Raw genomic sequence first — 14,520 nt, forward strand, 5'->3', positions numbered from 1 at the left:
GTTACTCCCCTTTGCCGCCGGCGGCTTTGTCAGCTGCCTGTGCGGGGGCCGGGTTCTTTGCGTGAACGTTGGTCGCTTCAGTGGCTTTGACTTCAACACCTGGTTTGACGTACTGCAGACCTTCGGTGATCAGACGATCGCCAGCCTTCAGGCCGTCTTCGATCAGCCACTGGCTGCCCACGGTGCGGCTGGCCTTGAGCTGACGCAGTTCGACCTTGTTATCGGCGCCAACGACCAGCGCGGTCGGCGTGCCTTTGAGGTCACGGGTCACGCCTTGCTGTGGCGCGAGGATCGCGGCGCTGTTGACACCGGCCTGCAGCTGCGCGTGGACGAACATGCCTGGCAACAGGGTGTGATCCGGGTTCGGGAACACGGCACGCAGGGTCACCGAACCGGTGGTCTGATCGACCGACACTTCGGAGAATTCCAGCTTACCGTCGAGCTTGTACTGGCTGCCGTCTTCCAGGGTCAGCTTGACCGCAGCGGCGTTATCGCCGGCTTTTTGCAGGCGACCGCTTTCCAGCTCACGGCGCAGTTCAAGCAGTTCAACCGACGACTGCGTAACGTCGACGTAGATCGGATCCAGCTGCTGGATCACGGCCATGGCGTCGGTCTGGCCATTGCTGACCAGTGCACCTTCGGTCACTGAAGAACGGCCGATACGCCCGGAGATCGGCGCGTAGACCTTGGTGTAACGCACGTTGATCTGCGCGCTCTGCAACGAAGCTTCCGATTCCATGCGGTTGGCCACAGCAGTGTCGTATTCCTGACGGCTCACGGCCTGCTCGTCGACCAGTTGCTTGTAGCGGTCAGAGATCGACTTGGTCGAACGCAGGTTGGCTTCGGCGCTTTTCAGGGTCGCTTCATAGACCGACGGATCGATCTGATACAGCTGCTGGCCGGCTTTGACATCGCCGCCTTCCTTGAACAGACGCTTGAGAATGATGCCATTGACCTGTGGTCGCACTTCGGCGATGCGGAACGCACTGGTGCGGCCCGGCAGTTCGGAAGTGAGGGTAAAGGCTTGTGGTTGCAGGGTGACGACGCCGACCTGAGGCGGTGGAGCGGCCGGGGCCGCTTCTTCCTTTTTACATCCGCTGAGCAGCGATGCCAGGGCGACGGCAGTGACCAGAGCGGTAACAGCTGGCTTGAATTGCATGAAGATCCTCGGGTCAGGCGCGCAAAAAGCGCACAAGAAGTGTGGAAGGGTAAAAAAAGGGTGCCGGGTGGATAAGTAGCTTGCTAAGGAATATACTTACGTTCATGGTTGTTTGTAAATACCTTTGCCGCGTACCCAACCCGTTACAAAAGTCGTTGCAAGGTTTGAAATTGTAGGCCGGGGAGCTGATCCGTGAGAGATCGCCCCCTCTTTATTCAGCGGATATTCAGCCATCCCTGAAACATCCTGTTTGAGGTTTTACTGTCATGGTCCGTCGTACCAAAGAGGAAGCTCAAGAAACCCGTAGCCAGATTCTGGAAGCGGCGGAGAAAGCCTTTTATGAAAGGGGCGTCGCTCGTACGACGCTGGCCGATATCGCAACAATGGCCGGGGTCACGCGCGGTGCTATTTACTGGCATTTCAGTAACAAGGCTGATCTGGTACAGGCCATGCTGGATTCGCTGCGTGAGCCGCTGGATGAATTGGCCAGGGCCAGCGAAAGTGAAGATGAACTCGATCCGTTGGGCTGCATGCGCCAACTGCTGATTCATTTGTTTCATCAAGTTGCACTGGACCCGAAAACCCGGCGTATCAACGAAATTCTGTTTCATAAGTGCGAGTTCACCGATGAAATGTGCGATTTGCGCCAACAGCGCCGGGACGTCAGCCTCGATTGCAACGAGCGCATCGCTCTGACGTTGCGTAATGCGGTCAATCGCGGACAGTTGCCGGAAGATCTCGACACCGCCCGTGCGGCCATCAGTATTCACAGCTATATCGATGGCCTTCTGTATGGTTGGCTGCTGGCGCCGGACAGCTTTGAGCTGCATGCCGAGGCCGAACGTTGGGTCGATACAGGGTTGGATATGCTGCGCCTGAGCCCCAGCCTGCGCAAATGAAACAAAATGCGTAATTGGCACAGCCTATGTCAATTGACCTGCTTTTATACCCGTTCGCGGCGGGGAGTTTAAACGTAGCGAGCTACGCATTTTGTAGGGAATTTGTGTCGTCTGTGTGAACAAGTGTTGGCCGCTTGCCCTCACCCCAGCCCTCTCCCAGAGGGAGAGGGGACTGACCGAGATGTTCTTTCGAGTTACACCGACGTGAAAATCCAGTCGAACTCTGGTTTCAAACATTCCCCGATCGGCTCCCTCTACCAGAGGGAGAGGGGACTGACCGAGGTGTTCTTTCGAGATACGCCGACCTGAAATATCCAGTCGAACTCAGGTTTTGAACATTCCCCGATCGGCTCCCTCTCCCTCGGGAGAGGGCTGGGGTGAGGGGCTACGTACTCAGCCGCGCAATCAATCTCAAGCGAGCACAAAAAAAGCCCCCGACTCTCACAAGTCGGGGGCTTTTGCGTTTCTGCGTGATGCCTTAAAGCGTCGGATAGTCGATATAACCCACCGGCCCTTTAGCGTAAAACAACTCCGGACGCGCCTCATTCAACGGCGCATCCGCCTTCAAACGAGCCGGCAGATCCGGGTTGGCGATGAACGGTACGCCAAACGCCACGGCGTCAGCCTTGCCGCTGGCCAGCCACTCGTTGGCGCTTTCCTTGGTGAATTTTTCGTTGGCGATGTACGGGCCACCGAAGGCTTCTTTCAGTTGTGGGCCGAGGCTGTCGGCGCCTTCTTTCTCACGGGAGCAGATGAACGCGATACCGCGCTTGCCCAGTTCACGTGCGACGTAGGTGAAGGTTTCTGCCAGGTTGTCATCGCCCATGTCGTGGGAATCGGCGCGCGGTGCCAGGTGCACACCGACACGGCCGGCGCCCCAGACTTCGATCGCGGCGTCAGTCACTTCCAGCAGCAGACGCGCACGGTTTTCCAGCGAGCCACCGTAGTTGTCAGTGCGCTGGTTGGTGCTGCTTTGCAGGAACTGGTCGAGCAGGTAACCGTTGGCACCGTGGATTTCCACGCCGTCGAAACCGGCGGCTTTGGCGTTCTCGGCACCGGTGCGGTAAGCATCGACGATGTCGGCGATTTCAGCGGTTTCCAGGGCACGCGGGGTTGGGTAGTCGGCCAGTGGGCGCACCAGGCTGACGTGACCTTTAGGCTGGATCGCGCTCGGTGCCACCGGCGCTTCACCGTTGAGGTACGACTCGTGAGAGATACGGCCCACGTGCCACAGTTGCAGGAAAATCTTGCCGCCGGCAGCGTGAATCGCTTTGGTCACGTTGGCCCAGCCGCGCACTTGATCGTTGGACCAGATGCCCGGGGTGTCTGGGTAGCCGACGCCCATTGGCGTTACCGAAGTGGCTTCGCTGAGGATCAGGCCAGCGGACGCGCGCTGTACGTAGTATTCAGCCATCAGCGCGTTCGGTACGCGGCCTTCGTCGGCGCGGCAGCGGGTCAGCGGGGCCATGATGATGCGGTTGGCCAGCTCGATGTCGCCGAGTTTGATCGGATCAAAAATAGTTGCCATGTCTACAACCCTCGTAAGTAAAAGTTAATCAGTTGGTTGCCGGGGCCAGATCGGCATTGCCGTTCTGACGAAAAGTAATCAGGGTCACCAGCAGAGCGAGCACTGCCAGCGCGGCGGCTGCCAGTGGTACACGGGTCAGGCCGTAGCCGTGAGCGATAACGCTGCCGCCAACCCAGGCGCCGAGGGCATTGCCGACGTTGAACGCGCCGATGTTCAGGGTCGAGACCAGGTTCGGTGCCGCTTTGCCGAAGGTCACCACGTTGACTTGCAGCGCCGGTACGGCGGCGAAACACGCGGTGGCCCAGAGGAACAGGGTGATTTCAGTCGGGATCAGCGCAACGCTGGTCCAGGTCAGCACGGTGGAGACCACGGCCATGGCGATGAACACGCCAATCAACGTGGCGGCCATGCCTTTGTCGGCGAGTTTGCCGCCGATGATGTTGCCGACGGTCAGGCCCAGGCCGATCAGCATCAGCGTCCAGGTCACGCCACGCGGCGACACACCGGTGACTTCGCCGAGCAGCGGGGCGACGTAGGTGAACAGGGTGAATACGGACGCGGCGAACAGCGCGGTCATGCTCAGCGATAGCCAGATCCCCGCACCTTTGAGGGCGGCGAGTTCGGCGCGCATGTCGAGTTTCTCTTCGTCACGCTTGGCCGGCAGGAAACGGATCAGGCCGATCAGGGCAATCACACCGATGACGGTCACCGCCCAGAAGGTCGAGCGCCAGCCGTATTGCTGACCCAGCGCAGTGCCCAGCGGCACACCGAGGACGTTGGCCAGGGTCAAGCCGGTGAACATCAAAGCCACCGCCGACGCACGCTTGTTGGCCGGCACCAGATTCGCCGCGACGACAGAACCGATGCCGAAAAACGCACCATGGCACAGCGCCGTGATCACTCGGGCGAACATCAGCACGTTGTAGTCACTGGCAATGGCGCAGAGCAGGTTGCCGACAATAAAGATGCCCATCAACGCCACCAGGGCTGCCTTGCGCGGCAGTCTGGCCGTGGCCATTGCCATGAACGGCGCACCGATCGCCACGCCCAGGGCGTAACCGGTCACCAGCCAGCCGGCGCCGGGGATCGACACACCGAGGTCAGCCGCCACATCGGGCAGCAGGCCCATGATGACGAACTCGGTGGTGCCGATGGCGAAAGCGCTCAAGGCGAGTATGAGGAGCGAGAGGGGCATGCAGGTTTCCTTGTCGGCTGGCTGACGTTAAGGGTCAGAGCTCTTTACTGAGGGTACTGAGGAACGCCTGGATGACGTCCTCGTTACGTTTGAAAAAGTGCCATTGACCGGCCTTCTGGCTGCTGATCAGGCCGGCGCGTTGCAACGTTGCGAGGTGTGCCGAAACGGTCGACTGTGACAGGCCGCAGCGTTGATCGATCTGCCCGGCGCAGATGCCGTACTCATGGTTGTGCAACTGTTCCGGAAATTCGTTCTTCGGGTCTTTCAGCCAGTTGAGGATGTCTCGCCGTACCGGGTGCGCCAGGGCTTTTATTATTTCGTCGAGGTCGAGGTTCATGGCAGGGTGCTCACAATGTGTACAACGCTATATCGCGATGTGGCGAAATATAAATCGTTAGATCGCGATACACCAATATGATTTTGATCTGACGTCAGCATAAATTGGTATATCGCGTTATAACGATACGTGGGTGTATGGCTTATGGGTCGCAGTGCTAAGCTGCGCCCATGAACTATCTCGCACATTTACACCTCGGAGGCCAGCGCCCCGGGCAACTGCTTGGCAGTCTGTATGGCGATTTCGTCAAAGGTCGGCTGCAAGGGCAGTTTGCGCCGGAGGTGGAGGCGGCCATTCAACTGCATCGACGGATTGACGTGTTCACTGACCGCCATCCGCTGGTGGACATCGCCCTCGGCCGATTTTCCGACACGCGCCGGCGCTATGCCGGGATCGTGCTCGACGTGTTTTTCGATCATTGCCTGGCGCGGGACTGGACGCTGTATGCCAATCAGCCGCTGGAGCACTTCACCGCCGATGTGTATCGGGTGCTGTCCGGTGAACCGCAATTGCCCGAACGGCTGGCGAAGATCGCCCCGCACATGGTCGCCAACGACTGGTTGGGCTCGTATCAGGAATTCGAAGTGCTGGAGCAAGTGTTGCGCGGCATCTCGCGGCGATTGAGTCGGCCGGAAGAGCTGGCGGGGGCGATGCAGGAATTGCGGCGGTTGTATGAGCCGTTGAGCGATGACTTCCGCTTGTTCTACCCGCAGCTCCAGGACTTTTCTCAACTCTCTCAGACAACCTGAATCCCTGTGGGAGCTGGCTTGCCAGCGATGGCGTCGACACATCCAACTTATATGTCGACTGGTCTGCCGCTATCGCTGGCAAGCCAGCTCCCACAGGGTCTCAGGGTGATTTCAGGATTTGTATATCAGGCAGCGATTGCCGGGCGCATTGGCGATTGTCGGGTTTCCGGAATCGCACCAAACAACGCCTTCTGCACCGCCTGCTGCGCTTCAAACGCCAGCGCCGCACGTTCACGACCCTGACAGGCAAGCGGCTTGAGCAGGTGCACTTCGACATCGCCGCAATCATTGCTGAACAGGCGCATCAGGTGCGACAGCAGATCGTCATCCCCAATGAACGGCGCCAGTGCGTCGATTTCACCGTCACGCAGATAACGGATTGCCACCGGTTGCAGCATCACCTCGGAATCAATCGCCGCTGCCAGCAAGCGTCCATGAAAGGTACGCAGCGAGCGGCCATCGGTGGTGGTGCCCTCGGGGAACATCAACAGCGCATGGTCGGTTTGCAGGTGACGGGTCATCTGTTTGCGGATCAACTGGCTGTCGCCCGAACCGCGACGGATGAACAGGCTGCCAGCCTTCGCCGCGAGCCAACCGGCCACCGGCCAGGTGCGCACTTCGGCTTTGGACAGAAACGACAGCGGCGTCAGCATGCCGAGCAGCGGAATATCGGTCCACGACACATGATTGCTGACCCACAGCATCGGCTGTTTCGGCAACTCGCCGTGCACGGTCACGCGAAAGGGCAGGGCATTGCTCAGGCGCGCCATAAAGAAGCGCGACCAGCGCTGGCGCCGCTCCATCGAATGCGCCAGGCCAATCCGTTCAAACATGCCAAAGACGCTGGCCATGGTCAAACCCAGTGCCACCACCAACAACACTCGCGCGATTCGCGCGTACACGCGCAACCGGCTCATCACACGGCCGCCTTGAAGTGCTTGGCGTAGCGCGGGCAGAGTTCGTCGCGCTTGAGCAGGATAAACACGTCGGCAACCTGGAAGTCTTCGTCCCAGCACGGCTCGCCACAGATTTTCGCGCCCAGGCGCATATAAGCCTTGAGCAGCGGCGGCATTTCCGCAATCACGTTGGAAGGGATATCCAGCGTCGGCAGCGGATTTTTCGGCTCGGCGCGCAGGTTTTCGGTGCACAGATAACGTTCGCGCAGGCGCTGCATGATCGCGTGGGCCTGGATACCGCCGTCCTGCATCGGAATGCTCGCGCAACCCATCAAGTAGCTGTAACCGCCCTGATTCAACACTTCGGCCAATTCGCCCCACAACACCGCAATGGTGCCGCCGTTGCGGTACGCCGGGTCGACGCAGGTGCGGCCGATTTCGAGGATCGGGCCTTGCAGATGAGCGAGCCCGTGCAGGCTGAATTCTTCTTCGCTGTAGAACTTGCCGAGGCTGCTGGCGGCGGTGTGATCGAGCAGGCGGGTGGTCGCGACCAGACGGCCGGTGTTCAAGTCACGCACGCCGATATGGCTGCAGTGAACATCATAATCATCCATGTCCAGACCCAGTTCCGCGCCTTTCAGTTTGGCGTTGAACTCGCCGCTGAAGACGTTGAAGCGCAAGGCCTGGGCTTGCTGCAAGGCCTCGGCGCCGATCAGGCGTTCGGCTTGCAGGCGGCGTTCATTGCCGGTGTCGCTGATGCGGGCGATCTGAGTCATGTGAATCTCCGTACGGGCCTTTAACCCGTCGTGGGTTGCAGCCGATCGACTTTCTTTATGCAGCCGTGTTGTGCAAAGTCAGGCTATGTAGCCCCGGTGTCATCGCCATGAACGTTCGGTGATGCTTATATGACAGCCCACAAGGAGCCGCTTATGCCCTGGCCAGATCTGCTGCACCGCCGTGAACGATTGCCCGCCGTTGCTGACCTGGCCGAGGGTTTTTCGACGTTGTTGCAGCAACTGGGCAACGTCACCCCGTTCGAACTGGCGGTCGCGGGCGGGCGGCGGATGGCGACGCCGGGGCTGGCGTTTCTGGTCGGTTATCAGGCGGCCTTGCGCATGCTGTGGCCGAGCGCACCGCTGAGCCTTGGTGCGTTGTGCGCGACCGAACAGCGCAGTCTGCGCCCGGCGGACATGCAGACACGGCTTAGCGATTTGCGTCTGCATGGACGCAAGGATTTCGTCACCGCCGGCGATGCGGCAGACTGGCTGTTGATCGCTGCACGCAGTGAGGACCCCGGTGAAACGCCGCGTCTGAGTCTGGCCGTGGTGTATCCCGGCGAACCCGGCGTGACCGTGGAAAAACTGCCGGCGCTGCCGTTGATGCCGGACATCAGTCATGGCCGCCTGCAACTGGATGGCGCGTTGTGCGAATTGCTCGCGGGCGATGGTTGGGACGCTTACGTCAAACCGTTTCGCACGCTGGAAGATGTCTACGTGCTGAGCGCGATGACCGCGTGGCTATATGGCGTCGGCCAGGACAGTGACTGGCCGCAGGCGCTGCAATTGCGCTTGCTGGCGCTGTTGGCCGGGTGCGCGGAGGCGAGTCGGCAGCCGCCGAACAATCCGGCCGGGCATGTGTTGCTGGGTGGCTTGTTTGCGCAGTTTGAGGCGCTGGAGGGGGAGGTGAGTCAGGCGTTGGCTGACGGTCCGGCAGAGTGGGCGCAGATGTGGCAGCGCGATCAAAGCGTGATGCAGTTGGCGGCGGGGGCTCGGGCCAAGCGCTTGGCCAAGGCTCTGGTGGTGTCCTGACTGGCCCCATCGCTGGCAAGCCAGCTCCCACAGGTTTCACAGGTGATCACAAAATTTGTATTCACTAAAGAACCTTGTGGGAGCTGGCTTGCCAGCGATGGCGATCTTATGGATAGCAAAACTCAAATGTGTCATGAACTCCGACTAGTCTCAGCAGGTTCCCCCAAGAGCCCTCACCATGTTCAAAGGCCTGTCGCTGTTTCTGCTGCTGATCTGCTTTACCGTTCAAGCCGAACCATGGCCCGGCGAACAATGGCCAACCGGCCCGAAGATCACCGGCCCGGCCGTTGAGGCCTTGGAGCGTTACGCCTTCCCACCCCGCGATGACACCACCCGCAAAGGCATCCGCACCGACGCGCTGTTGATCGTCCGCGATGGCCAGATCATCTACGAACGCTACGCCGGCCCGACCACCGAACATACCCCGCACCTGACCTGGTCGATCAGCAAAAGCCTGATGGCCACCGTTTTCGGCGTGGCGTACGGCGAAGGTCTGTTCAAACTCGACGATCCGGCCGTGCAGTTTTACCCGCCGCTGGAACAGCACCCGGCGATCAAAATCGCCGACCTGCTGCACTGGGCCTCGGGCATCGACTGGCAGGAAGACTACGAATACGCGCCACTGAAATCCTCGGTGGTGGCAATGCTTTACACCCGTGGCCATCGCGACATGGCCGCGTTCACTGCCGATCACGACGCCTACGCCGCACCGGGGCAGGTCTTCCGTTATTCCAGCGGCGACAGCAACCTGCTCGCGGCGGCGTTGAAAACTATCGTCGGCCCGCAGCGTTATCCGGATTATCCGTGGACGGCGTTGTTCGAGCCGCTGGGCATCCGCCACGCCGTGTGGGAAACCGATGCCGCTGGCACTCTTGTCGCGTCGTCGTACGCTTACCTGACGGCGCGGGATCTGGCGCGGGTCGGGCTGCTGATGGCCCGTGACGGGCGCTGGCAGGATCGGCAGTTATTGCCCAAGGACTGGTTGGCGTTCAACCGCACTCCCTTCGCCGGTTACAAGGCCCATCAGGACGAAGCTGTGCCCGGCGGCCACTGGTGGCTCAATCGTCCGGCCGATGGCGCCGCGTCACCGTGGCCCGACGCACCGCCGGACACCTTCGCCGCCCTCGGCCACTGGGGCCAGGCGCTGTACGTGATTCCCAGCGAGAAGCTGGTGATCGTGCGCTATGCCGATGACCGCGACGGTAGCTATCGCCACAACGAATTGCTTCAGCGCGTGCTGAAGGCGGTGCAGCCATGAAGCGCTTCTGGTTGTTACTGCTTGTCCTGCTGCTCGGCTGGGTCGGCTACGAGCGCGAAAACCTGTGGGCCTTCCCCGACATCATCAGTGCGTACACCGCCAAGGAATACTGTTCGTGCCGCTATGTGATGAATAACGACGCGCAATACTGCCGTGGCTACGTAAAACAGTGGCTGCCGACCAGCGCATTCACCGATGACAGCGCCAGCAAAACCATCACCGTCAGCGGCATGGGCCGCAGCAACCGCGCCCAGTGGTTGAGCGAACGCCAAGGTTGTCGTTTACAGCCTTAAAAGATCGCAGCCTTCGGCAGCTCCTACATGATCGGGTCCACCCTGTAGGAGCTGCCGAAGGCTGCGATCTTTTGATCTTGATGTTGCAATAACTTTGGGGGCGGTTAAGGTTCGTGCAGGTTTATCGGCCCCACGAGTGTTCAATGTTCAACCGCTCTCTCTGTGCAACCCTGTCCAGCCTGCTGCTCGCCACCGTCGCGATGCCGGCGCACGCCAATTGGTATCTGGACGGCGAGTCGTCGCGGCTGTCGTTTGTCAGCACGAAAAACACCCATATTTCCGAGGTGCAGCGCTTTCTGGTGTTGCACGGCAAGGTCGACCCCAACGGTCGCGCCGAAGTCGAAGTCGAGCTGGATTCGATCAACAGCGGCATCCCGCTGCGTGATGAGCGCATGCGCAAGGAGCTGTTCCAGATCGAGCAATTCCCCGAAGCAACCATCACTACCCAGATCGACCTGCGTCCGATCAACGATCTGGCCCCCGGTGCGCAGCTGGAATTGCGCCTGCCGCTGACCGTCAAGCTGCACGGCAAGCAGCACGAGTACCCCGCTGAGCTGCTGGCGACGCGTCTTGATGACCGACGTTTTCAAGTGGTCACGCTAGAACCGCTGGTGATCAACGCCGAGGATTTCGATCTCGTGCCGGGGCTGGAAAGCCTGCGCAAACTCGCTGACCTGTCGGCCATCAGTCTGTCGGTGCCGGTGGGTGCGGTGCTGATTTTCACGGCGCGCTGACATGCGCGGCGCGGTGTTTCCGTGGCGCGATGGCAACCGCTTCGAACTGTTGATCGACGGCCCGCAATTCTTCCCGCGCATGCTCGAGCAGATTGCCGGCGCGCAGGAGCAGATCGAACTCGAGTTGTATCTGGTCGAGGCCGGCGCCTGTGCCGAAACCATTGTGCAAGCGCTGGTGCTGGCCGCCGAGCGTGGCGTGCGCGTACGGTGCCTGTTCGATGATTACGGCAGCCTTGCCTTTACGCTCAACCTGCGTCAGCGTCTGACCCATGCCGGGGTCGAACTGCGTTTTTACAATCGCCTGCACTGGCGGCGTTGGGTCGGCAACTTTTATCGCGATCACCGCAAGTTGCTGCTGGTCGATCAGCGTCTGGCAGTGGTCGGTGGCACCGGAGTCACCGACGAGTTCTGGACGCCGGGCCACGACACCAGCGAATGGCACGAAGTGATGGTCGAGATCAGCGGCCCGCTGGTGATCGATTGGCAATTGCTGTTTGATCGCCAATGGATTGCCAACCGTTATCGCCGCGCCTGGCGCCCGGCTGCGCATTTCGGTCTGCCGCGTTTGCCACGGGTGCCGGACAAGGGCGAGGGCATGGGCCGCGTGGCGTATGCCGACGCCCGCCAGCATCGCGACATTCTGCAATCGCTGTTCCGTGCCTTGAACAGCGGGCAAAAACGCATCTGGATGGCCACGCCGTACTTCCTGCCGACGTGGAAAATCCGCCGTTCCCTGCGCAAGGCTGCTGTACGCGGGGTGGATGTGCGGCTACTGCTGACCGGGCCGCGCACCGATCATCCGTCAGTGCGTTACGCCGGGCATCGTTATTACCCGCGACTGCTCAAGGCTGGCGTGAAGATCTTCGAATACCAGCCGTGCTTTCTGCATTTGAAAATGGTGCTGGTGGACGATTGGGTGAGCATCGGTTCGTGCAACTTCGATCACTGGAACCTGCGTTTCAATCTTGAGGCGAATCTGGAGGCACTGGACCCGTCGTTGACGGCAGCGGTGCAGGCGAGTTTTTTGAAGGACTTCGGGCTGAGTCAGCAGGTGAGTCTGGAAGAGTGGCAGCGCCGACCGTTGTGGCGGCGGGTGAAGCAGCGGGTGTGGGGCTGGGTGGATCGCTTGGTCGTCAACATTCTCGACCGCCGCGGGTAGAGCGAGATCAAAAGATCGCAGCCTGCGGCAGCTCCTACAGGGTGTACGACATCCCAATGTAGGAGTTGCCGAAGGCTGCGATCTTTTGCTTTTAGCGGTTACAGCAACTCGAAGCTCTGCTGCGTCACGTCTTGGGAGTCCAGGCCGATCTGCACGTTGAACTTGCCAGGCTCGGCGGCGTATTTGAGCTGGGCGTTGTAGAACTTCAGGTCATCCTCGCTGATGGTGAAGTGCACGACTTTCTGTTCGCCGGCCTTGAGCATGATTTTCTGGAAGTTCTTCAGTTCTTTCACCGGGCGGATCATCGAGCCGGTGACGTCCTGGATGTACAACTGCACCACGGTTTCGCCGTCGCGCTTGCCGGTGTTCTTCACCATCACGCTGGCGTCGAGTTTGCCGGTGGCGTTCAGGGTGGTCGATGACAGCGCCATGTCGCTCAGGGCGAATTGCGTGTAGCTCAGGCCATAACCGAACGGGAACAGCGGGCCCGTGGTGTCATCGAAATACTGCGAGGTGTAGTTGCCCGGTTTGCCCGGCGTGAACGGCCGGCCAATGCTCAGGTGGTTGTAGTAGGTCGGGATCTGGCCCACGGAGCGCGGGAAGGTCACCGGCAGTTTGCCCGAGGGGTTGTAGTCGCCGAACAGCACGTCAGCGATGGCGTTGCCGCCCTCGGTACCGCTGAACCAGGTTTCCAGAATCGCGTCAGCCGACTGGTTCTCTTCGAGAATCGTCAGTGGGCGGCCGTTCATCAGCACCAGCACCAGCGGTTTGCCGGTGGCTTTCAGCGCACGGATCAGCTCGCGCTGGGTTTCCGGGATGTTCAGGTCGGTGCGGCTGGAAGACTCGTGAGACATGCCACGGGATTCGCCGACTGCCGCGACGATCACGTCAGCATCCTTGGCGGCTTTCACCGCTTCTTCGATCAGCACGTTGGCCGGGCGCGGGTCGTCGACCACTTCCGGCGCATCGAAGTTGAGGAAGTTCAGGTAGTCGAGCACCTTCTTGTCGCTGGTGATGTTGGCGCCCCGGGCGTAGATCAGGTTCGCCTTGTCGCCGATCACCGAGCTCATGCCGTCGAACAGCGTTACCGACTGCGCCGGACGCCCGGCGGCGGCCCAGCTGCCCATCATGTCGATCGGCGCTTTGGCCAGCGGACCGACCAGCGCGACTTTCGCGTCTTTCTTCAGCGGCAGGGTTTCGTTCTGGTTCTTCAGCAGAACGAGGCTGCGACGCGCCACTTCACGGGCCTCGGCGCGGTGCAGACGGCTCTCGGCGTAGGTGTCGGCCGGATCATCTTCAGCCTTGCCGATGCGCAGGTACGGGTCTTTGAACAGGCCCATGTCGTACTTGGCCGCGAGCACTTCACGCACGGCGTTGTCGATGTCTTTCTGTTCGATCTCGCCGGACTTGAGCAGCCCCGGCAGCTCTTTGCCGTACAGGGTGTCGTTCATGCTCATGTCGATACCGGCCTTGATCGCCAGCTTCGCCGCTTCACGACCGTCGCGGGCGACGCCGTGTTTGATCAGTTCGAAGATCGCGCCGTGGTCACTGACCGCCAGGCCTTTGAAGCCCCAGTCCTTGCGCAACAGATCATTCATCAGCCAGGTGTTGGCCGTGGCCGGGATGCCGTTGATCGAGTTCAGCGCGACCATCACACCGCCAGCACCGGCATCAATCGCGGCGCGGTACGGTGGCAGGTAGTCCTGGTACATCTTCACCGGGCTCATGTCGACGGTGTTGTAGTCGCGACCGCCCTCGACCGCGCCGTACAGGGCGAAGTGCTTGACGCTGGCCATGATGCTGTCGGCTGCGCTCGGTGTGGCGCCCTGATAGGCGCGGACCATGACGCCGGCAATGCGCGAGGTCAGGTAGGTGTCTTCACCGAAGCCTTCGGAGCTGCGGCCCCAGCGCGGGTCGCGAGAAATGTCGACCATCGGCGCGAAGGTGATGTCGAGGCTGTCGGCGGCAGCTTCCTTGGCGGCCACGCGCCCGGACTGGCCGATGGCGTCCATGTCCCAGCTCGAGGCGAGGGCCAGTGGAATCGGGAAAATCGTACGGTGACCGTGGATCACGTCGTACGCAAAAAACATCGGAATCTTCAGGCGGCTGCGCATGGCAGCGTCCTGCATCGGTCGGTTTTCCGCGCGGGTGATCGAGTTGAACGTGCCGCCGATGTTGCCGGCGGCGATTTCCTTGCGGATCAGCTCACGGGGCATTTCCGGGCCGATGCTGATCAGGCGCAACTGGCCGATCTTCTCGTCGAGGGTCATTTGCTTCATCAGGTCGCTGATGAACGCGTCCTTGTTTTCCAGGGGTACCGGGGTCGTGGCGGCCAATACTTGATGACTGGCCAGGCTGACGAACAGACCCAGCAAACACAGCTTCTTCATGAATAGTTTTCTCAAGGGCCCAAGCGGCAATGCAACGCCGGCCAGCCAAAATTTAGGGAGCGACTATTGTTGTTCGGGTACAGGCTCAAAGAACCAGAGCCAAAACGGCAGCCAA

Annotated in this window: 14 protein-coding genes; 7 read left to right on the forward strand and 7 right to left on the reverse strand. The window is 60.7% G+C overall.

What is annotated here, in order from left to right:
* Window position 1: 1 nt before the first annotated feature.
* Complete coding sequence (emhA, locus tag QZR14_RS13560; RefSeq protein WP_311996843.1) at window positions 2-1,159, reverse strand: efflux RND transporter periplasmic adaptor subunit EmhA; 1,158 nt, start codon at window positions 1,157-1,159, stop codon at window positions 2-4.
* Between the two features lie 266 nt (window positions 1,160-1,425).
* On the opposite strand from emhA, the gene emhR reads away from it, so the two are divergent.
* Complete coding sequence (gene emhR, locus QZR14_RS13565) at window positions 1,426-2,058, forward strand: efflux system transcriptional repressor EmhR (RefSeq protein ID WP_016982806.1); 633 nt, start codon at window positions 1,426-1,428, stop codon at window positions 2,056-2,058.
* A 478-nt stretch (window positions 2,059-2,536) separates the two neighbouring features.
* Here the strand turns inward: emhR and QZR14_RS13570 are convergent, their stop codons facing one another.
* From QZR14_RS13570 to QZR14_RS13580, 3 genes are read right to left on the reverse strand one after another with little or no spacing between them, the layout of a single operon-like run.
* Window positions 2,537-3,586: an alkene reductase gene (locus QZR14_RS13570; RefSeq protein WP_250603391.1), complete on the reverse strand. Its 1,050-nt coding sequence runs from the start codon at window positions 3,584-3,586 to the stop codon at window positions 2,537-2,539.
* 28 nt (window positions 3,587-3,614) lie between these two features.
* The gene (locus QZR14_RS13575) at window positions 3,615-4,781 is read right to left on the reverse strand and encodes an MFS transporter (protein ID WP_311996844.1); all 1,167 of its coding nucleotides are present in this window, start codon (window positions 4,779-4,781) and stop codon (window positions 3,615-3,617) included.
* Window positions 4,782-4,815: 34 nt separating this feature from the next.
* Window positions 4,816-5,118 (reverse strand): ArsR/SmtB family transcription factor, encoded by a 303-nt coding sequence (locus QZR14_RS13580; RefSeq protein ID WP_007917068.1) that lies wholly within the window; start codon window positions 5,116-5,118, stop codon window positions 4,816-4,818.
* A 170-nt stretch (window positions 5,119-5,288) separates the two neighbouring features.
* Between QZR14_RS13580 and QZR14_RS13585 the strand changes: the two genes are divergently transcribed.
* Window positions 5,289-5,867, forward strand: a complete 579-nt coding sequence (locus tag QZR14_RS13585; protein ID WP_311996845.1) for an acyl carrier protein phosphodiesterase — start codon at window positions 5,289-5,291, stop codon at window positions 5,865-5,867.
* A gap of 125 nt (window positions 5,868-5,992) precedes the next feature.
* Here QZR14_RS13585 and QZR14_RS13590 read toward each other — a convergent pair whose 3' ends face one another.
* On the reverse strand, window positions 5,993-6,784 hold the full coding sequence (locus QZR14_RS13590) for a lysophospholipid acyltransferase family protein (protein WP_311996846.1): 792 nt from the start codon (window positions 6,782-6,784) through the stop codon (window positions 5,993-5,995).
* On the reverse strand, window positions 6,784-7,539 hold the full coding sequence (olsB, locus tag QZR14_RS13595; RefSeq protein ID WP_016982801.1) for an L-ornithine N(alpha)-acyltransferase: 756 nt from the start codon (window positions 7,537-7,539) through the stop codon (window positions 6,784-6,786). The genes QZR14_RS13590 and olsB overlap by 1 nt, the downstream gene beginning before the upstream one ends.
* Before the next feature lie 153 nt (window positions 7,540-7,692).
* On the opposite strand from olsB, the gene QZR14_RS13600 reads away from it, so the two are divergent.
* The 5 genes from QZR14_RS13600 (at window position 7,693) to QZR14_RS13620 (ending at window position 12,015) form a co-directional block, all read left to right on the forward strand.
* Window positions 7,693-8,571, forward strand: a complete 879-nt coding sequence (locus tag QZR14_RS13600; RefSeq protein WP_311996847.1) for an acyl-CoA dehydrogenase family protein — start codon at window positions 7,693-7,695, stop codon at window positions 8,569-8,571.
* Between the two features lie 178 nt (window positions 8,572-8,749).
* Window positions 8,750-9,829, forward strand: a complete 1,080-nt coding sequence (locus tag QZR14_RS13605; protein WP_311996848.1) for a serine hydrolase domain-containing protein — start codon at window positions 8,750-8,752, stop codon at window positions 9,827-9,829.
* Window positions 9,826-10,122 (forward strand): amidase, encoded by a 297-nt coding sequence (locus QZR14_RS13610; RefSeq protein ID WP_311996849.1) that lies wholly within the window; start codon window positions 9,826-9,828, stop codon window positions 10,120-10,122. The genes QZR14_RS13605 and QZR14_RS13610 overlap by 4 nt, the downstream gene beginning before the upstream one ends.
* A 143-nt stretch (window positions 10,123-10,265) precedes the next feature.
* Window positions 10,266-10,856, forward strand: coding sequence for a YceI family protein (locus tag QZR14_RS13615; RefSeq protein ID WP_250603407.1), 591 nt, complete (start codon window positions 10,266-10,268; stop codon window positions 10,854-10,856).
* A 1-nt stretch (window position 10,857) separates the two neighbouring features.
* Window positions 10,858-12,015 carry a phospholipase D-like domain-containing protein gene (locus tag QZR14_RS13620; protein WP_311996850.1) on the forward strand — a complete coding sequence of 386 codons (1,158 nt, stop codon included), beginning with the start codon at window positions 10,858-10,860 and terminating at the stop codon, window positions 12,013-12,015.
* A gap of 98 nt (window positions 12,016-12,113) precedes the next feature.
* On the opposite strand, the gene bglX is transcribed toward QZR14_RS13620, so the two are convergent.
* A complete protein-coding gene (gene bglX / locus QZR14_RS13625; RefSeq protein ID WP_311996851.1) occupies window positions 12,114-14,405 on the reverse strand; it encodes a beta-glucosidase BglX in 2,292 nt (763 codons plus the stop codon).
* Between the last annotated feature and the right edge of the window lie 115 nt (window positions 14,406-14,520).

Origin of the sequence: Pseudomonas sp. rhizo66 (assembly GCF_031931925.1) — a bacterium.
In the GTDB taxonomy this organism is placed as follows: domain Bacteria; phylum Pseudomonadota; class Gammaproteobacteria; order Pseudomonadales; family Pseudomonadaceae; genus Aquipseudomonas.